The organism is Aurantiacibacter sp. D1-12 (assembly GCF_028858515.1).
GTDB lineage: Bacteria > Pseudomonadota > Alphaproteobacteria > Sphingomonadales > Sphingomonadaceae > Alteraurantiacibacter.
This window is the reverse complement of sequence record NZ_JAPJZJ010000002.1, coordinates 394,802-413,765: the sequence shown is the minus strand read 5'-3', so window position 1 is coordinate 413,765 and position 18,964 is coordinate 394,802. Positions and strand designations below refer to the sequence as shown.

Here is an 18,964-nt window from a genome sequence, read left to right as displayed (position 1 = left end):
AGATGAGCCAGCGTTTCTACGAACATCTCGCCGCCGAACTCGATGCTATCGAGGAGCAGGGGCTGACCAAGTCCGAGCAGCAGATCACCTCTCCGCAAAGCGGGACTGTGTCGCTGGGCGATCGCAGTGTCGTGAACCTTTGCGCGAACAATTATCTGGGCCTCGCCGATCATCCGGAGATTCTCGCCGCAAGCCGCGCCGCGCTCGACGAATACGGTTTCGGCATGGCTTCGGTGCGTTTCATCTGCGGTACGCAGGACCAGCACAAAGAGCTGGAAGCGAGCATTTCCGAGTTCGTGGGTTTCGACGACACCATCCTCTACCCCTCATGCTTCGATGCCAACGGCGGCCTGTTCGAAACGCTGCTGGGGCCGGAAGATGCGGTGATTTCGGATGCGCTCAACCATGCCTCGATCATCGACGGAGTGCGCCTGTGCAAGGCCAAGCGCTACCGCTACGCCAACAATGACATGGGTGAGCTGGAAGAGCGGCTGAAAGAGGCTGACGCGGCTGGCGCGCGATTCAAGCTGATCACCACTGATGGTGTGTTCTCGATGGACGGCTTCATCGCGCGGCTGGACGAGATATGTGACCTCGCCGAGAAGTACGATGCGCTCGTCCACTTCGATGATTGCCACGCCACAGGCTTCCTCGGCGCGAATGGCAAGGGTACGCATGAATATCGCGGCTGCATGGACCGCGTGGACATCACCACCGGCACGCTGGGCAAGGCGCTGGGCGGAGCAAGCGGCGGCTACACCAGCGCGCGACCCGAAATCGTGAACCTGCTTCGCCAGCGGTCACGGCCATACCTGTTCTCCAACTCGGTCGCACCGCCAGTGGTGGCGGGGTCATTGAAGGCGCTTGAGTTGGCACGACGCGGCGATGTGCGCGAGAAGCTGTGGGACAACACCGCCTACTTCCGGGGCAAGCTGGAAGAGGCAGGGTTCGACATTCTGCCGGGCGAACACCCGATCATTCCGATCATGCTCTATGACGCGAAAAAGGCTGCAGACTTCGCTGCCGGCGCACGTGCTGCGGGCATCTACGTTACGGCGTTCAGCTTCCCCGTAGTGCCGAAGGGACAGGCGCGCATCCGCACGCAGATGTCCTCGGCGCTGTCACGCGACGAGATCGACCGCGCGGTCGATGTGTTCAAAAGCGTGAGCGGCTAAGCAGCCGCCGCATTTGCCTCACAAAACGAAGTTCGCCTCGGCCAGATTGATCGTGCCGTCCAGCCGGATGGCATAGTCGGCGACAGCATCACCATCGACGTCCATGTAGATCATGGTCGAACCGTTGGTGAAGGCGAAGCGCAATTCCCCGGCGGTGCCAGAGAATGCGGCATTGCCGATGAAGTCGAACGCGTCGTCACTTCCGCCCATGATCGCGTCGAGGCCCGAGAGATCGAGCATGTCGCCTTCTGTGGTGTCGAAATCTCGGATCCTTTCGGAATCGCCGAATTTTGTACCGGCCATATCTCCATCAGCGAAGACGAAAGTGTCCGCTCCGCTGCCGCCGAACATGACATCACGATCAGCGCCGCCGGTCAGCGTATCGTTCCCGGAGTTGCCATAGAGCACATCTGTGCCGGCCCCTCCACTAAGAATGTCGTCGTCTGTTCCACCGCGCAGATTGTCCGCCCCGGCGCCGCCGTTGAGGACATCGTTGCCCGCATCGCCGCGCAGGATATCGTTGCCGGCATCGCCATACATCGTGTCCGCGCTGCCTTTGCCGAAGAAACTGTCATCGCCTGCGCCGCCGAACAGGGTATCAATCGCCTGGCTCCCGATCAGCTTGTCTGCTCCGGCCATGCCGTAGAGCGTCGAACCGCTGGAATGGGCGATAAGCGTGTTGGCGAGCCCATTCCCAGTGCCGGTCGTCGCGCCGGCTCGTACGCGAAGGTTCTCGACATTGTCTCCCAGCACCCAGTTGACGTGGGCATAGACCGTATCGGTACCCTCTCCGGCAAGTTCGGTAACCGTGTCGCCGAGGCTGTTGACCACATAGCGATCGTTTCCGGCACCGCCGCGCATATCGTCATCGCCATTGTTGCCGTTCAGCGTATCACTACCATCGCCGCCGATCAGAATGTCGTTTCCGGGGCCGCCCTGCAGCGAGTCGTTTCCGGGGCCGCCGTCCAGCCTGTCATTGCCGCCGCGGCCAAGCAGGTTATCGCGCCCGCCATAGCCGTAGATCCATTCGTCGCGCTGGCTGCCATCGATCGTTTCGTGATTGCCCGTGCCATCAATCCTGATGCCAGGGACAACAGCATCGTCCGCTTCGACATCCAGCTTCACGTTGGTCGAACCAAGAGTGGCGTTGGCCACGATCGTGCCGTCGAGAGCTCCGCCGGAGAAGGTGATGTCATAGGTGCCTGCGGGCACTTCGATCTGCCAGCCACCCGAATCCCAGGTGGTGGTGGCATAAGTGCCCGAAGTGCCGACAAGTGTGACTGTGACGCCGCCCATGCCTTCGCCAATGTCGTAGAAATCGTCCCCGTCGGTATCGTCGATTACCACGCCGAGGAATTGTGCATTGTAGGCAAAGCGATGGCCGAAGTCCTGCGTGATCACATAGGGGCCGACATCGGTGCTGGGATCGGTTTCCAGATCGATTGCGATGCCGACTTCGGTGAAGTTGCCATTCATCAGGCTGAGCAAGTGCCCCGCAGGATCCTGGATACCGTCACCGCGCGATTGCCAATCGGAATAGCGCTGACCATTGCTGTCGAAATCCACGTCATCAAAGCCCCAGTCGATGACGAAGCCTGCATGGCCATAAATGATGCTGTTGGAAAAGGCGTAGATGTTCTCGCCGAGGCGGTTCCACCCCGTGTAGCCCGCATCGGTGGCGCGTTGGCCAATACCCGGCTCTCCGGGAAGCTGGTGACTTTGTGAGTCAGCCGAAATCATTGCTACATTGTGGCCCGATGCAGCAGTTGCCAGGTTATCGTTCCATGCCAGCGGGGCGACCGCAGCGAACGAATTCATTGCGGCCTCAAACGATGAAAGATCTACGCCAAAATAGTTCAAAGCGCCCTGAATCTCGGCGAGCACTTCGGGAGTTGTCAGCCGCGCATATTCACCTTGCGGGTCCATCCGCAGGCGGTTGATCAATTCCAGCATCAGCTGTTCTTCGGCGGTCGGTCTGCGCATGACCCGGCTCCTGCATAGCGTGTTTGCTCGCTTCGTGCGTAAACAGCATGAACATCACCTTTCGCCACAAGGTTAAGGCGGTAGAAGGGGCTGTTACAGAGACCGGAGGAAGGGCAGCGCCTAGGTGTAGGCCTCGAGCGCGGCGAACACGCGTTCGGCATGTTCCTTCCGGCAGATCAGTAGGTCAGGCATGTAGGTATCGCGCTGGTTGTAGACCAGCGGTGACCCGTCGATACGGCTGATGTGCAGGCCATGCGCCGCCGCTACCGCGGCAGGGGCGCAGCTGTCCCATTCGAACTGGCCGCCCGAGTGGAGGTAAATGTCCGCTTCGCCGCGAATGATCGACATGGCCTTTGCGCCTGCGCTGCCCATAGGGACAAGTTCCGCGCCGATGGCTTCGGATACCGCCACAGCTTCGGCGGCCGGGCGAGTACGGCTGACGACCATACGCAGCTTTTCCGGCGCATCGGGCACAACATCGGGCGCATCGGTACGCAGGACCTGATCGAGCCCGGGTAGGGCAACCGCACCCACTTCGGGCACCCCGTTCACGGCCAGCGCAACATGCACTGCCCAATCGGCGCGCTCCTCACCGTATTCGCGTGTGCCATCGACCGGATCTATGATCCACACCCGCTCCTTGTCGAGCCGCTCTGCCGTGTCCTTGCTTTCCTCGCTCAGCAGCCCGTCATCGGGACGCTGTGCGCGGATGGCGTGGCACAGGAACTGGTTCGCTGTCTGGTCACCCGCCTTGCCGAGAGCCTTGCCTTCGAACATGCCCGAAGCGCGCACTTCCAACAGGATCCTGCCCGCACACTGGGCCAGATAGGCGGCGAGTTCTGCGTCGGTCATTGGGGCAACACTCATTTGAGGGGGAGGACCTTGTTGATGATGTATTCGGCAGCCTCTTCAGGCGTCATCTCCACCGTGTTGACGGTGATTTCCGGCTCCTCTGGCGCTTCATACGGACTGTCGATCCCGGTGAAGTTTTTCAGCTCACCAGAACGCGCCTTCTTGTAAAGGCCTTTCACGTCGCGTTCTTCGGCGACTTCCAGCGGGGTGTCGACGAACACTTCGATGAATTCGTGATCTTGCAGCATGTCGCGCACCATTTGCCGTTCCGCGCGGAATGGCGAGATAAAGGCGGTGAGCACGATCAGGCCGGCATCGGTCATCAGCTTGGCGACTTCGCCTATGCGGCGGATGTTTTCGATCCGGTCAGCCTCGGTAAAGCCCAGGTCCTTGTTCAGCCCGTGCCGCACGTTATCGCCGTCGAGGAGGAAGGTGTGACGGTTCATGAGCGCCAGCTTTTTCTCGACCTCGTTGGCGATTGTCGACTTGCCCGAGCCGGAAAGGCCGGTGAACCACAGCACGCGTGGTGTCTGGTTCTTCATGCCCGCATGATGCTCGCGGGTGATGTCGGTCGCCTGCCAGTGCACGTTCTGGCTGCGGCGTAGCGAGAAGTTGAGCATGCCCGCACCCACGGTCGCATTGGTGATCTTGTCGATCAGGATAAAGCCGCCGAGCGTGCGGTTCTGTGCGTATGGCTCGAACACCAGCGCCTTGTCGGCATAGATTTCCGCGACGCCAATATCATTCAGCGACAGCGACTTTGCGGCCAGCTTGTCCATCGTGTTGACGTCGATGCGGTGCTTGGGTTGCTGCACCGTGGCGGAGACAGTTTGCGTGCCGAGCTTCAGCCAGTAACTGCGCCCGACGTGCAGGTCCTCATCGTTGAGCCATACGAGCGTTGCTTCGAACTGGTCTGCGGTTTCGGGCGGATTGTCTGCCACGCACAGCACGTCGCCGCGCGAGCAATCAATCTCGTCAGCCAGTGTGAGAGTGACCGACTGGCCTGCGGTTGCTTCATCCAGCTCGCCATCGAAGGTGACCACGCTCTTTACGGTCGAGGTCTTGCCCGAAGGCAGCGCACGCACCGTGTCACCCGGCTTGACCGAGCCAGTGGCAATCAGGCCGGAGAAGCCACGGAAGTCTAGGTTCGGGCGGTTCACCCATTGCACTGGCATGCGGAAAGGCTTCTGCGAGGCGACTTCGGACAGCACTTCAACGCTTTCGAGATGCTCGACCAGGCTAGGCCCTTCGTACCACGGTGTGTTGACCGAAGGTGCGCTGGTGATGTTGTCGCCCTTGAAGCCCGAAATTGGCATCGCGGTGAAGCTCTCGATCCCGATCTCTTCGGCGAAGGCCGCATAGTCGGCGACGATCTTGTCGAAAGTCTCCTGATCGTAGTCGACCAGGTCCATCTTGTTCACCGCCAGCACGATATTTTTGATGCCGATCAGGTTGCACAGATAGGAGTGCCGCCGTGTCTGCACGAGCACGCCCTTGCGCGCATCGATCATGACGATTGCGAGGTCAGCAGTCGATGCGCCGGTGACCATATTGCGAGTGTACTGCTCGTGCCCCGGGCAATCGGCGACGATGAATTTGCGCTTTTCGGTGTTGAAGAAGCGGTAGGCGACATCGATGGTGATGCCTTGCTCTCGCTCTGCAGCGAGGCCATCAACCAGCAGTGCAAAGTCGATTTCCTGACCCTGCGTGCCGACTTTCTTGCTGTCATTGCTCAATGCTTCGAGCTGGTCCTCGAAGATCATCTTGCTGTCATACAGCAGGCGCCCGATCAGCGTCGACTTGCCGTCATCCACGCTGCCGCAGGTAATGAAGCGCAGCATGGTCTTGTGCTGGTGGGTTTCCAGATAGCTATCGATATCCTCGGCGATGAGGGCATCGGTCTGGTAGACGGAGTCCTGAGACATCAAAAATAGCCCTCCTGCTTCTTCTTCTCCATGCCGGCACCACCAGCATCCTTGTCGATCACGCGGCCCTGTCGCTCGCTGGTGGTGGTGAGCAGGGTTTCCTGGATGACATCGCTAAGCGTTGCGGCCTCGCTTTCGACCGCGCCCGTTAGCGGGAAGCAGCCCAGCGTGCGGAAACGCACCGAGCGTTCGGTAATCTCGGGGCGATGACCCATCACTTTTTCCAGCCGCTCGATATCGTCAGCCATGAACAAGCCGCCTTCCCAGATGAAGGTCGGGCGCTTGGCGGCAAAATAGAGCGGAACGATCTCGATATTCTCGAGCTGGATGTATTGCCACACGTCGAGCTCGGTCCAGTTGGAGATCGGGAAGACGCGGATGCTTTCACCCTTGTTCTTCTTGGCGTTGTAGAGGTTCCACAGCTCGGGGCGCTGGTTCTTCGGGTCCCAGCCGTGCGATGCGGTCCGGAAAGAGAATACGCGTTCCTTGGCGCGGCTCTTTTCCTCATCGCGGCGCGCGCCGCCGAAAGCCGCATCGAAGCCGTGCATGGTGAGCGCCTGCTTCAGGCCTTCGGTCTTCCACATGTCGGTATGCAGCGGACCGTGATCGAACGGGTTGATACCACGCTCTTCGGCTTCCGGGTTGCGGTAGACGATCAGCTCCATGCCCGCTTCCTCGGCCGAGCGTTCGCGCAGATCGTACATGTCCCTGAATTTCCAGGTCGTATCGACGTGGAGCAGCGGGAAGGGCGGGGGTGAGGGATAGAATGCCTTCTTCGCCAGATGCAGCATCACGGCCGAATCCTTGCCGATCGAATACATCATGACGGGGTTCTCCGCCTCTGCCGCGACTTCGCGGATGATGTGGATTGCCTCGGCTTCGAGGCGCTGGAGGTGGGTAAGCGGTGCAGTCATGCGGCGGGAAATAGGCATGAGCCGATAGCATTGGACCTCCCATATGGGAGGTGTTAGATAACACATCATGCGCGTTCCTAATCTTGGCGAAACCGAACTGCTCGTGCCGCTGCACGATGGCGTGTTCGAACAGCCGATGTGGCAGACCTTTCTTTCCCGCCTCCGCACAGCAGCTGGTGCGCGTGGCGCCGCGATCCTACTGCGTACTGCCAGTGACGAACTGCGCTTTTTGTCCGGTGTGATGGCGCAGGGGTGGCCCGATCCTGACGCGATGCGCCCCGGGCGGCTATACTCAGGAGAGGAGACTGGTTGTGGTGACCTGCAAGCAGTGCGCGTCGCGTACGACGAACGTCTGTCCGTGACGCTTGCGATTTCCGAACCGGCAGCCGATGCGCGCGTTGGCGGCGTGCTGAGTGCGCTGGTTCCGCATGTTCAAGTGGCGCTGCGCGTGCTTGCCGGGCTGGAGCGTGAACGGGCGCGGTCGGAAATGAGTGCAGAGGCTTTTGCGCGGCTCGATTTCGGCTGGGTGAGCCTCGATGCGAAGGGTATCATTGTCGATAATGATACCCAGGCGGACAGGATGCTGCGTGAATCCGGCTTGCTCCGTCGCGGCGCCTATGACCGGCTGGTGCCTTCGGACGCGGCAATTGACCGGCAATTGACCGGCCTGCTCAAGGAATTTGCCGCCAACCCGCGCGCGCGCCCACGCGCGATCAACCTCAGCCATGATCCGTGGATCGATATTCTGGTCGCGCCGCTTCGGCTTGATGCACTGGCGGGCGGGAAGGATGCTGTGGCGGTGGTCTATCTGCGCGGCGACCGCTCAAGCTCCGAAACGCGCGCCGAGCAGCTGGTCGACCTGTTCGACCTCACGCCGAGCGAGGCGCGCATGGCCTGGTCCATGGCGCAAGGCCTTTCGATTGCGGAGGCGGCTCAGGAGCACGGGCTGACGATCGAAACCGCGCGCAATTACTCGAAGAAGATCTACGCCAAAACGGGTGCGCGCGGGCAGGTCGATCTGGTGCGCCACGTGCTCACGGGTGTGCTGGCCCTTGCATAGTTCCACGTGAGATGACAGGCGGGTTTCCAAGGAGAGAATCGCCATGAAAATCGCATTTATCGGCCTCGGCAACATGGGCGGCGGCATGGCCGCGAACCTTGCGAAAGCAGGGCATGACGTGCGCGCTTTCGACCTGAGCGAAGCGGCACTGGCAGCGGCCTCGGACAAGGGCTGCGCCACTTTCACAGCGGCGAGCGAGGCGTGCGAAGGGGTGGACGCGGTGGTTTCCATGTTGCCCAACGGTGGCATCGTGAAAGCGGTCTACACAGATAGTGTAATAGGCCATGCACCCGAAGGAGCAGTGCTGATCGATTGCTCGACAATCGACGTCGCAACTGCGCGCGAAGTGGCAGAAGCAGCCAAGGCGGCGGGCTATCCGATGGTCGATGCGCCTGTTTCGGGCGGCATTGCAGCCGCCGATGCGGGCACGCTTACCTTCATGGTCGGCGGCACTGAAGAGGGCTTCACCCGCGCAGAAGAGGTGCTGAAGCACATGGGCAAGGCAGTGATTCACGCAGGCGATGCGGGCAACGGGCAGGCCGCCAAGATTTGCAACAACATGCTGCTTGGCATTCACATGATCGGCACGGCAGAGGCTTTTGCGATGGCGCAGAAGCTCGGCCTCGATCCGCAGACCTTTTACGATATTTCGAGCGTGTCTTCCGGCCAGTGCTGGTCGATGACGAGCTATTGCCCCGTTCCGGGTGTCGGCCCGACCACGCCGGCGGACAATGGCTATCAGGGCGGCTTTGCGACGGGCTTGATGCTCAAGGACTTGAGGCTCGCGATGGAAGCGGCGCAAACGGCAGGTATCGACACGCGGATCGGTGCGAAGGCGAAGGAACTTTACGAAGCGTTCGACGCTGCCGGAAACGGCGCGCGTGATTTCTCCGCGATAATTACCGAATACGACTGATCCAGCTCAACGACGGACGGTGATCGTCCCGTCGCCCACCACGGCAAAGGCGGCCCAGTAGAACGGGTGCGATGCTTCGGCATCGTCCATCAGACCAAGCTGCGCGCGGCGGAGTGCCTCTGTGGTTGTTTCGCCTTCACCGGCGGAGAATAGACCGCTGACGAGACGCTGTGTGGCATCGTATTCGTCGGGCACCGGCCAATGGCTCGCCACCACCGTGCGACCTCCGGCTCCAACAAAGGCACGCACCAGCCCGTCGAGAGCAAAGTCACCCGCACCGCTGATCCCTGCTTCCTGACTGGCAACCAGGCCGCCTTCGCTCGCGGTGTTGCAAGCGGACAGGACCACCAGGTCGGCATCAATTTGCAGATCGAAGATTTCGGAGAAGCTGAGCAGTCCGTCGGAATTGCCATCGCCAAAGCTGGTAAGCAGCGCGGGGCGGGGTGGGCATTCCGATGCCGGAGCAGTCACCAGACCATGCGTGGCGAAATGCAGGATGCGATATTCATCGAGCTGTTCCATGCCGAGCAGCGCGGTATCGGAGAAAGCTGCATCGGTGAGCAATTGCGCACTTGCTCCACCGGCGCGAAGGGCGGCTTGCGCGGTGCGCAGTTCACCCGCAGCAATCGGATCGTTCCATGTAGAGGCGCCCCACATACAGCGCTCGCTCACCATACCGCCTGCACCCTGTGGCAGCATCGGTAACGGCGACGCGCCGAGAGGAGCGTTCTGGCCGAGGCCGAGATAGTCCATCTGTGCATCACTGACCCGTGTGGCTCGCACATCGCGGAAGCTGGTCGGGGAAACCGACGTTGTCACCCGCATGTCGCGCCCCAGCCATGCCGTGCCGCGATAGTCATATTCGTCGCCGCCTGCTTCCACGCGCGCGGCGTGGCGCTGGACGCTAGCATCATCGCGGACGAGTAAGTTGACCGGCAGGCGCAGCATTGCCCCGTCGGGTTCGAACACGAGGTGATCCACGCCTTGCATGAATTGTTCGACCGGGTCGAACAGCTGCGCGTAGAGATCGTGCGCGGTCGCCATCTCGAAGGGATAGGTGATTGTCTGACCAGCCAGTTCGACAGCAATGGAATCGCGCAACATGCCGACCATTTGTTCGATAGACTGTGAGTCCGCATCCAGTCGGAAAGCGTGCAGCGTGCCGGGTGTCACAAAGATCGCGTAACTCGCGTCATCCAGCATCACCAGCTTGTAATAGGCTTCACCCGCTTGCAGCGTCGCTTGAAGTGCTTGCAGATCCATGCGGCCATCTTCGACTACACGGTATCGCGGATACTCGGCCAGTGCCTGCTGCAGTTCGAGTTGGCGGATTTCGAGCACGCGCAAGCGGGTGCGCATTTCTTCCACCTCGGGTCCGGTCGGAGTGCCTGCAACGCTGGCATCGAGATCTGCCTGTGCGATCTGGACGCGCAGTTGCTCGATCCCGCGCCCGACATTGAGCGTCTGCCGGAACAGCTGCGATGCCTCGTCGCTACCGCCGGAAAGTTCGCGTGCCATCACCGCCTGCGTTTGCGCAAGGCCGGGGCGCAGCATCAGCTGGCTGGCATCGAAGAACTCGCGCGTCATGCCCGGAGGCTCGCGCTCGATCAGCAGGGCGAAATACGGGGCAAGCAATCGGCGCAAGGCGGCCGAAGGCTTTGTATCGGCGTTCTCGACCAGCGAGCGGTAGAGCACCAGCGCTTCGTCTTCCCGACCGTTACGTGCGAGGAAACCCGCGAACTGCGCCTGCGCACTCGCGAGAGAGGGGGAGGAAGGGTAGAATGCTTCGAGCAGGGCGATGGCTTCCCCGTGGTAGTATTCGGCCGAACCCAGATCGCCCGTACGCTCGTCAATCTCGGCGATCTCTGACAGGATCTGTGCCCGCAACCACAGGACCGAAACTACGCGCCCGTCGCGCACCGCCAGAATGTCTTGCCGCGAAGCGACCAGCGCATCGCGCGCATCTGCAGGACGGTTGTCTGCCCGCAGCGCCGCAGCACGAACATAGAGCGATTGGGCATCGAGAAGTTGTGCGCGCTCCAGCTCGGTCAGCTCTCCGGTCGCGCCGCTGATGGCATTGCCGTTTTCTGCCGCAAGGCGATCCGCCAGCGGCATAGAAACTTGCATCTCACGCAGCGCATCAAGGCTCGCTGCACTGCCGGGCAATGGCATGTCGAGCGTCATGATCGCTTCGCCGGGGCGTTCACGATTGAGCGCGTCGAGCGCTTCGTAATTGCGCGCCATGCGGGCAAGGATCGGATCCTCGTCAATCAGCTCGCGAATATCGATGAACAGCAGCGCTGCCTCGAAATAGTTGCCCAGATTGCTCTGTTGAAGCGCAGCGTTGAGCAGCGCTTCGGTTGCGTCACCACCTTCCAGTGCATCTGCCGATGCCGCGAAGAACTCGGCAGCGTCGGCGTAATTGCCGGCATTGGCGCGGCGATATGCTTCGACCAGCGCACTGCGCGCACCGATGGCTTCGGCCTGGGCGCGGGCAAAGGCGCTGTCATCGGATGCAAGCGTCAGCGGGACCTCGACCGTGCCTTCCACCTGCGCGTCTGTCGCAAGTGTCGCCATGCCGAGCGTCAACGCGTCCGCATAGACTGCGATGCCTTCCGCCGCATAGGTTCGCCCGGCGCCATTGCCGACGAGCAAAAGGCGGTTGAGGTTGGTCGCTTGTTCACGGCAAGCTAGTGCGCGCAGGTTGTCGACGCCTGCGGGCACGTCTCCCAGCTCGGTTTCGCGGCAGGTCAGGCCGTCATGCGCCAGTGCGCCGAGCACGCTGTCCATGCTCCGGCCGGAGAAGACTGCGAGGCTGCCTACCGCAATCGATGCATCCTGGCAGATGATCGCATACTCGCGGTCGAACAAGCCGCCTTGCGCTTCGGGAGAACGGATCTGCGCTTCGCACAGTCCGTTGGAGCCGATGGGCACGCTGTCCCGTAGCGATGTCGGAACATCCTGTGCGGTCGATGGGGTTGTGGCGAGAAGGCCGAGTCCCGCCGCAAACATCACGACTTTACCAAGGGAGCGCATCATTCTGCTCCCTCCTCTTCCTCTTCGCGTTCTTCATCGGGAATCAACCCCAGCGCATGAACCGCGCTGTCGGTGCCGCTGGTGACCGGATCGCGGATAACCTCGTCCTCGCTGATCAACGGCGCATCAAGCAGGCTGGGGAAGTCGAAACCGAACTGGCTGTCGGTCATCGCGCCCTCTTCGATGTTCTGCTTGGGCCGCACGGGCTGTTCGACCAGGATCTGGTTGGTGATCGGGATATCAATAACCGGATCGACCGGATCGACCGGCGTAGTCGGGCAGGTCTGCGTCACGATCACGCAATTATTGAACGTGGCATCGGCAAAGTAGGTGCCCGCCAGATCGGTTGCGTATTCCACCACGAAGAAGAAATCGCTGTTGGTCAGCTGACCGGTGCCATCGTCGCGCAGGCCGAAAGCGATCACATTCAAAAGTGCCGGGGCGCCCGTTTGCTGCGTGATCAGCAGTCCGCCGCCGCCCACTGTGATACCGCCGTAGACGCCATTAGCCCCGGTATTCTGGCCGAAAATGTAATCCAGCATGGAAATCTCTACCCGGCCGGCAGAGATGTACGAACTCGCCGCAGCGGCCCCGCCGTCGTCCAGCAGGGCAGCGGCAATCGTTGGATCAGCGGGATCGGCGGCAATCGTGGCCAGTAATCCCGGGTCGGCAGCGGCAAAGCTTGTGCCGCTGATAAGCAGATCGCCGGCAATGCCCGATCCGCCGTCATCCAGGTTGATGCTTCCGGTAGGAAGGACGATGCGTACGTTCTGCTCAACCGCAATATTCAGCGTGTCGCCGCTCAGCAGAGAGCTGAAGTTGAGTGCGCCGATAATGTCGAGCGAGCCATCGACGAACAGGTTGATGTTGGCGAAACGCTGCCCGCCCGAGCCCAGGAAGGTCACATCGTCCACCACGGCATCTACGGTCGCGCTGGTGACACCTGGCAGCAGGATGGTCAGGTTGATCCCGTCAATCGCGACAGCTTCGTCTGCCAGCAGGGTGTAGCCCGCGCCCGCAGTCGTACCACCAATGAGCGCGGCATTGTCTGTATCGGTAGACGTAAGATTTACGTCATTACCGCCAAAACGGGTATCGGCCCCGACTTCGATATCGTCCGATGTCAGGTTTAGCGTCTGCGCGCCGAAGCTGCGTATGATCGTGCTGTCACCGTCGATGAAAATGGTGCCATCGGTGGCAGTCACGTTGAACAGCGCGGTCAGACTGTCCGGCCCGACTCCGCCAAGAATGGTGCCATCATTGGCATAGGTGAAAACGATATCGCCAAAGCTGACAAAGTCGAGAAGGTCAACAATACGTACCGCACCATTATCGGCTGTGATCTGCGAAGGCGTGGCGTTTGCTACATTGCCGAGGTTGGTAATCAGCAGCTCGGTGAAATCGAGCTCGCCATTTACTGCGTTCACCTGGATGAGCCCGGCGGTGTTGGTCACGCCGCCAAGTGCGTCGTTGAAGAATTCGGTGCTGCCAAACGTTGCAAATGACGGCAAGCCACCACCAACCGTTTCGATGATGATGGAGCCCGAGTTGCTGGTGGCATTGGCGCCGACCGCTTCGGCGAAAGCCTCCAGATAGGTATCGCCAAAGCTGGCCTGCGCGCCATCGGACAGGCGCACAATCGCACTGCCGCCCGTGCCCACAGCGTTGTCCGGCCGGGTAACAACCGCTGCGAACATGATGAGCTCGTTGGAGGTAAAGTCCGATCCGCTGATGTCGAGCAGATTGCTCCCGCCCGTGGCATTGCCGCCGGTTGCGCCATTGTTGCCGGTGACCGTGGTTTCATAAATGAGCTGGCCAACAGTCACATCGCTTCCGCCGGAAATCAGCATTCGGTTGTCACCGCCGATACCGTCTCCACCGTCGCCACCGTTTGATCCGCCCGTCACCGCGAGCGCGAACAGGCCAAAATCGACTCCCAGATCGACGACCGAGCCGTTGGAAATATCGACCAGCGTAGTGCCGCCCGTAGCATCACCGCCGACGCCTGCCCCGGCAGAACCACCGGCGATGGCGTCTGCATCCAGTGCGCCGGTCGAATTGGAGGCGGTGAAAGTGGAATTGTCGATCAGCAGGCTGGCATCGCCGCCCGTGGCATTACCGCCAGCTCCCGTTCCGCTCGGGTCAAAGCCACTTCCGGCATCCGATTGCAGGCTGAAATCATCGCCGATTGTCACGTTGCTGTCTGTCGCCGTGAACGTGGCCGAGCCGCCAAACGCATCGCCGCCTTGCGGACCCACGCCGCCAAGCGCGCTGGTGCGCCCGTCAAACTGACCGCCGATATCGACGTTGGCACCATTGGAAACGGAAACACCGATAGTGCCGCCATCCGCCGTGCCGCCATTGATGCCCGCCGAGGTTGTGTCGCCGCCATCAGCGCGCGTCGTGATGATGAAATCGTCGGCTGTGGTCAGGTCGCTTCCTGTGCCATCAACCAGTACGTCGACAGAGCCGCCATCGGCACCGCCTCCGGAGGAGCCATCGACCCCGTTGCCGCCTGTACCGCGCGATTCCACGCCAAGCAGGTTGAGCGATGCGGTGCCGCCGTTCTGGATTGCGATACTTACGTCACCGCCGCTCGCCGATCCGCCAGTAAAGCCTGCTGTGTCGACTGCGCCGCCGGTGGCCGATGCGATCATGTCGAGCGTCGCGGTCGCGCCGTTGAGTGTTGCATTGTCCACGGTGAGCGATACCGAGCCGCCCGCAGCCGAGACACCGTCTCCACTGGTCGTATCACCGCCAGCTGCAGCTCCGGTGGAAGAGAAGTTCGAGAAGCCGGTAAGGTTGAGCGTCCCGCCGTTGCCGAGGAAAATGCTCAGCTCTCCACCAGCTGCAAAGCCGCCATCGCCATCTTGGCCCGGCGCTGCGAACCCGTTGGTGTTGGCAAATATGCCGTTTGCGGTCCAGGTCCCGCCATTGTCCACGCCGAGGAAGCCGATACCGCCTGTTCCGTCCCCGCCAGCTGCGCCGAGCGCGCCAGAGCCCGATGCAGAAACCGTGGTCTGGCCGGTGGTTGTGAGCGAACCGCCACTTACAACGATGGATGCGTTGCCGCCGTTGCCATTGCCGCCGTCGCTGGCTCCGGTTCCACCTGTGCTGTCTGCCGAAGCGCTTGTGGTTCCACCTATCGACACATTGCCGTTGTTCACCAGAATATTGGCGTCACCGCCGAATGCATCGCCGCCTATCTCGCCATCGCCGCCCTGACCCAGCGCGGCAAGGCTCAGCGATCCGGTGATGTCGATATCACCGCCGATTGCGCTGAGAACCGCGGAACCACCGCTCGCGCTGCCCGCGCTTCCACCGCCAGTGATCGCTCCGATGAATGCGTTCGCCGTGCCGCTAACATTGCCGCCCATGGTCAGCGTGCCGAGGTCGATAACACTGAAATTCACCGTGCCGCCATTCGCGAACGGGCCGGTACCGGTTGCGAAGGCCTGGGTAAGTATGTTGGCGTTGGCACTCGCGCTGACATCTCCCGCAATAGACACGCTGCCACTGTTGGTGCCGACGCCCACAGTGATGTTCCCGCCGGTAACGTTGGAAGCCAGGCTGGCATCTGCAGCATCGATACTCGGCCCTTCAGCGCTGGCATCAATGGTCAGCGAGCCTAGCGTGTTGAGGCCGCCGTCTTCGGTGGCGAGGAACTGCACTTGCCCGCCTTGCATCGCGCCATAGCCGCTGGGAGGGAACGAAAACGCGCCCGGGTCAAAGCGGGCATAGCTTTCCATCCGCACATTGCCCTGCAGATCGATAAAGCCGCCTTCGGCCAGGATCTGGGCCTGTCCTCCGGTGCCTGCACCTGCCGTATTGGTGAAGAAATCGAAGCCCGGAAGAGCGCTTGCCGCAACCATTGTCTCGCCAAGAACGATGATCCCGCTATCGACACCGGCCCGCACCGAGGCAAATCCGCCCGTCGCATCGATGCCGATATTGCCCTGGGTGATCAGACCATAATTGCGCGCGGAAACGAACAGATCGCCGTCTACTGTCACATCGTTGCCGTTGGCCGCATTGATTACCGCCTGTGTGCGGCCGACCAACGACAGATCGGCAGAGAAGCTGGAAGAGGCTCCGGTGGCGTCCAGATTGACCTGGTCGCTCGCGATCGCGAGGAAATTGCTGGTCGCCGTGATCCCTTCCAGCAGGATATCGCCCGAAACGCCCGGGACCTGACTACGGCCATCGAAGAAGGAATCCGCACCCTGGCGGTTGTCATCCCCGTCCACTGTCCGGCCAAACACGTTGTAATTGGCGGAAAGGATGATGTCGCCGTTCACTACCGCCGCGCTGGCGGCCGGCTGGAAACCGAGATTGCCGCTGAACAGCATGGAAACACCCCCGCCGCCAATCGCGCCCTGCGTTACACCGTAGATGACATGTTCATCACCCGCGCCGGTGCTCGACGGGCCGCCGGAGCTGCCTGTATGGGTGATCACCTGACCGCCGCCGACTCCGCCGACAATAATGATATCGAACAGGCCGGAAGAATGCGTCATCTGCACCGATGTCGATGCGACATAGGCAATCGAACCGTTGTAGAAGGCATCGCCCGCCATGTTGATCTGCGGTGATGCGACAATCAGGAAGCTGTCTTCCGGTGTGCCGACGAAAGTCGATCCGGCTTGCAGGTCGATTGACCCGGTATTGCCATTGAGCAGGATCGCACCTGTGCCATTGGCAAAGTTGCTGATCGTGCTGATATCCACGGCCTGCGTTGTCAGCATCAGCTGCGGCACTTCGAAGCGGCCCGTCGGCCCCACGATGATACCCGTAGGCGAATAGAAGGCAACAAAACCACCCGGCGTTTGCGCGCCGGTGACCAGATCGTTGAGGAAGGCCTGAACCAGTCCCTGAAAGAGCGCCGGATTCCCTCCGGGTCCTGGCATAATGCGGTTGAGTACGGCGAAATTGGTGTTGTTGCTGCCGTTCTGGAAAATCGCTGTGTTGCCGAATGGCAAGAAGGTTTCAGCTACGCCCAGCGTCGGATCGATGTCCGGGTCCCAGTCGATGACGGTGTCCTGCGTATCCACCGTGACGAGGGTCGTTCCCGGGACCATATTGTCGATCTGCGCAGAACCCTGAACAACTGTCCCGGTCGCGTTGATCCCCTGTGCGGACGCACTGCCCGAAGCGAATGCGAGAGAGGCGAGCAGGGCCGCTCCGGCACAGCTGTGCAAGAGCGTGGTTTTGCGGATGGGTGAAAGGGTCATGATGACCTCCAGGGCAGCAGGCGGGCTGTGATCGAGAAGAGAATGCGGAAACCGGGGCGCTCTCCGGTGGAATCGAGCCGGCGAAGCGGCACCGCGACACTGACATCGCCCTGGACGTTCGCGCCACGGACGAAGCGGATGCCCGCACCGGCGGACCACAGCTCGTCAGTCGGGTCGAACAGCCCGGCATCTTCATTGTCGGTCCATGCCAGATCGGTGAACACGTACGGCTGCCAGACAAGCGACTCCGCGCTGGATGGGACGAGAGTGCCGTAGCGCAGCTCCAGACTGGTGCCGACACCGCTATCGCCAAGGATGGAGCTGGGATCATATCCCCGGCCAATCCCGTAATTGCCCGCGCCATATTCCTCGAACGCAGGGAGCGGGCTACCGCTCAATTGTCCTTCCAGATCGAAGGCAACTGTCAGCAGCGGGATCGGGCGGTACTCGGCACCGAGCGAGGCGCGGCCATAGAATGGCGTGGGGTCTTGCCCGATGCGTGCGGGGGCAATGCCGCCGTTGATCAGGCAGGCTGCGGGATTGGCGCGGCAATCGTCCGAAGCGCCCAAGATACCGAGGCCCTGGCGCAACTCTCCGGTCGCGGCAAAGCGGAACTTGGGCTCGAACGGTGAATAGCCCCCACGCCGGGCAACACTGTCGCCATCCACGTGGACATAGTTGCCGCGCAAGAAGGCGGCGCGCACGCGGTCCCGGGTGAAGGGGTTGCCGTTGATGGTCACATCCTGATCGACCAGGTCAAAACCCACCGCGCCCCAGAGGCTATCGGTCTGCGTGCGCAGGAACGGATAACTCGCTTCCAGCGAGGCAAAGACGGTTTCGGACTCGATGTCGAAACCGGGCAAGGCGTCGGGGTTTGTCCAGCCCAGCGTGACCTGTCCGGAAAGTACCAGCCCATCGCTGCCGAGCCGCATATCGTGGCTGATCTGCAGCGTTTGCTGTTCTTCGAATTCGAGAGTGGAGAAGGCCGAAATTGCCGTACGATCGCCAAGCCCTGTAACATTGTAGAATTCGGCGCGCATCAGGCCGCCAAAGCGCCCCAGCGCCTTGCTACCCCAGTTCTGCACATTGGCGTCAATCGCGCCCCACTGACGGATCACCGCCACTTCGCCGATCAGATCGCCCGGGACGCCGTTTTCGGCAGGGCGCAAAGACAGGCGCACTTCCATGCCCGGCACATCATTGGCGAGCAGCAGCGAACGCTCGGCCTCGCTCACACGGAACACGTCTTGCCCGACAAGCTGTTCGAGATAGCCCGAAATGAGCTGTTCGGCCCCTTGCGTATCGCCGCGAGCGCGCACGGCGATCAGGCGGCCCAGAACTACACCCATTTCGGCCCGGCCATCGCCCAGCGACTGGGCAGGAATCTCGACCGCTGCAAGATATCCGGCATCTTCGAGCAAGGCTGCAGCGCGGTCGCGGATATCGCACAGTGCGCGGATCGGCAGCTCGCGGTTCAGGTACCCGCGATGGGCTTCCTCCAGCGCGACATCGGCGGCGCGTTCGGCACCGGTGTAGTCAACGCCTGTCAGCGTGACCGTAAGATCGGCATATTCGGGATTGTCGAGCGCGCAGACACGGCGCTCCATTTGCCCGTCCACGGTCAGTGTCACACCTTGCCGTTCATCGGGTTGTGCCTGTGGCGGAGCCAGCTCGCCGCGATTGGGTGCGCCCGTATCCTGCGCGTAGATAGTTGATGGCATGGCCAGTCCCGCAAGCGCACTGGCCGTTGCCAGGCTAGCTCTTGCGAGTGCGCGAAAGCGAGCCTTGTGGCCGGATTTCTTGCACAGGTGCCCTACTGAATTCATTCGGTCGCCTCCCCAAAGCCCCTTAAGGGGCCGACCCGTCTGTTCA

10 protein-coding genes are annotated in these 18,964 nt (G+C 61.5%); 3 read left to right on the top strand and 7 right to left on the bottom strand.

Annotation, left to right across the window (positions count from 1 at the left end; translation table 11 throughout):
- Positions 1-2 precede the first annotated feature (2 nt).
- Complete coding sequence (gene kbl / locus OOZ52_RS06075; protein WP_274697609.1) at positions 3-1,175, top strand: glycine C-acetyltransferase; 1,173 nt, start codon at positions 3-5, stop codon at positions 1,173-1,175.
- Between the two features lie 18 nt (positions 1,176-1,193).
- On the opposite strand, the gene OOZ52_RS06070 is transcribed toward kbl, so the two are convergent.
- From OOZ52_RS06070 to cysD, 4 genes are all read right to left on the bottom strand, one after another.
- Positions 1,194-3,158, bottom strand: a complete 1,965-nt coding sequence (locus OOZ52_RS06070) for a CAP domain-containing protein (protein WP_274697608.1) — start codon at positions 3,156-3,158, stop codon at positions 1,194-1,196.
- A gap of 120 nt (positions 3,159-3,278) precedes the next feature.
- The gene (locus OOZ52_RS06065) at positions 3,279-4,010 is read right to left on the bottom strand and encodes a 3'(2'),5'-bisphosphate nucleotidase CysQ (protein ID WP_274697607.1); all 732 of its coding nucleotides are present in this window, start codon (positions 4,008-4,010) and stop codon (positions 3,279-3,281) included.
- 11 nt (positions 4,011-4,021) lie between these two features.
- The gene (gene cysN / locus OOZ52_RS06060) at positions 4,022-5,935 is read right to left on the bottom strand and encodes a sulfate adenylyltransferase subunit CysN (RefSeq protein WP_274697606.1); all 1,914 of its coding nucleotides are present in this window, start codon (positions 5,933-5,935) and stop codon (positions 4,022-4,024) included.
- Positions 5,935-6,849, bottom strand: coding sequence for a sulfate adenylyltransferase subunit CysD (gene cysD / locus OOZ52_RS06055; RefSeq protein ID WP_274697605.1), 915 nt, complete (start codon positions 6,847-6,849; stop codon positions 5,935-5,937). Before cysD ends, cysN begins: the two co-directional genes overlap by 1 nt.
- A gap of 67 nt (positions 6,850-6,916) precedes the next feature.
- On the opposite strand from cysD, the gene OOZ52_RS06050 reads away from it, so the two are divergent.
- A complete protein-coding gene (locus OOZ52_RS06050) occupies positions 6,917-7,909 on the top strand; it encodes a helix-turn-helix transcriptional regulator (protein WP_274697604.1) in 993 nt (330 codons plus the stop codon).
- Positions 7,910-7,946: 37 nt separating this feature from the next.
- Positions 7,947-8,825: a 3-hydroxyisobutyrate dehydrogenase gene (gene mmsB / locus OOZ52_RS06045; RefSeq protein ID WP_342454942.1), complete on the top strand. Its 879-nt coding sequence runs from the start codon at positions 7,947-7,949 to the stop codon at positions 8,823-8,825.
- A gap of 6 nt (positions 8,826-8,831) precedes the next feature.
- Here mmsB and OOZ52_RS06040 read toward each other — a convergent pair whose 3' ends face one another.
- Genes OOZ52_RS06040 through OOZ52_RS06030 form a run of 3 tightly spaced genes read right to left on the bottom strand, consistent with a single transcriptional unit; the run spans position 8,832 to position 18,813 of the window.
- The gene (locus tag OOZ52_RS06040; RefSeq protein WP_274697602.1) at positions 8,832-11,864 is read right to left on the bottom strand and encodes a CHAT domain-containing protein; all 3,033 of its coding nucleotides are present in this window, start codon (positions 11,862-11,864) and stop codon (positions 8,832-8,834) included.
- Entirely contained in the window at positions 11,861-17,092 is a 5,232-nt protein-coding gene (locus OOZ52_RS06035) for a beta strand repeat-containing protein (RefSeq protein ID WP_274697601.1), read from the bottom strand. The genes OOZ52_RS06040 and OOZ52_RS06035 overlap by 4 nt, the downstream gene beginning before the upstream one ends.
- Complete coding sequence (locus OOZ52_RS06030; protein WP_274697600.1) at positions 17,089-18,813, bottom strand: ShlB/FhaC/HecB family hemolysin secretion/activation protein; 1,725 nt, start codon at positions 18,811-18,813, stop codon at positions 17,089-17,091. Before OOZ52_RS06030 ends, OOZ52_RS06035 begins: the two co-directional genes overlap by 4 nt.
- Positions 18,814-18,964 lie beyond the last annotated feature (151 nt).

Bases quoted from the DNA above. Each gene is read 5' to 3' on its own strand.
- cysD (WP_274697605.1), bottom strand. From the start codon at position 6,849: ATGACTGCACCGCTTACCCACCTCCAGCGCCTCGAAGCCGAGGCAATC.
- OOZ52_RS06070 (WP_274697608.1), bottom strand. From the start codon at position 3,158: ATGCGCAGACCGACCGCCGAAGAACAGCTGATGCTGGAATTGATCAAC.
- OOZ52_RS06065 (WP_274697607.1), bottom strand. From the start codon at position 4,010: ATGACCGACGCAGAACTCGCCGCCTATCTGGCCCAGTGTGCGGGCAGG.
- OOZ52_RS06035 (WP_274697601.1), bottom strand. From the start codon at position 17,092: ATGACCCTTTCACCCATCCGCAAAACCACGCTCTTGCACAGCTGTGCC.
- kbl (WP_274697609.1), top strand. From the start codon at position 3: ATGAGCCAGCGTTTCTACGAACATCTCGCCGCCGAACTCGATGCTATC.
- OOZ52_RS06040 (WP_274697602.1), bottom strand. From the start codon at position 11,864: ATGATGCGCTCCCTTGGTAAAGTCGTGATGTTTGCGGCGGGACTCGGC.
- OOZ52_RS06030 (WP_274697600.1), bottom strand. From the start codon at position 18,813: ATGCCATCAACTATCTACGCGCAGGATACGGGCGCACCCAATCGCGGC.
- cysN (WP_274697606.1), bottom strand. From the start codon at position 5,935: ATGTCTCAGGACTCCGTCTACCAGACCGATGCCCTCATCGCCGAGGAT.
- OOZ52_RS06050 (WP_274697604.1), top strand. From the start codon at position 6,917: ATGCGCGTTCCTAATCTTGGCGAAACCGAACTGCTCGTGCCGCTGCAC.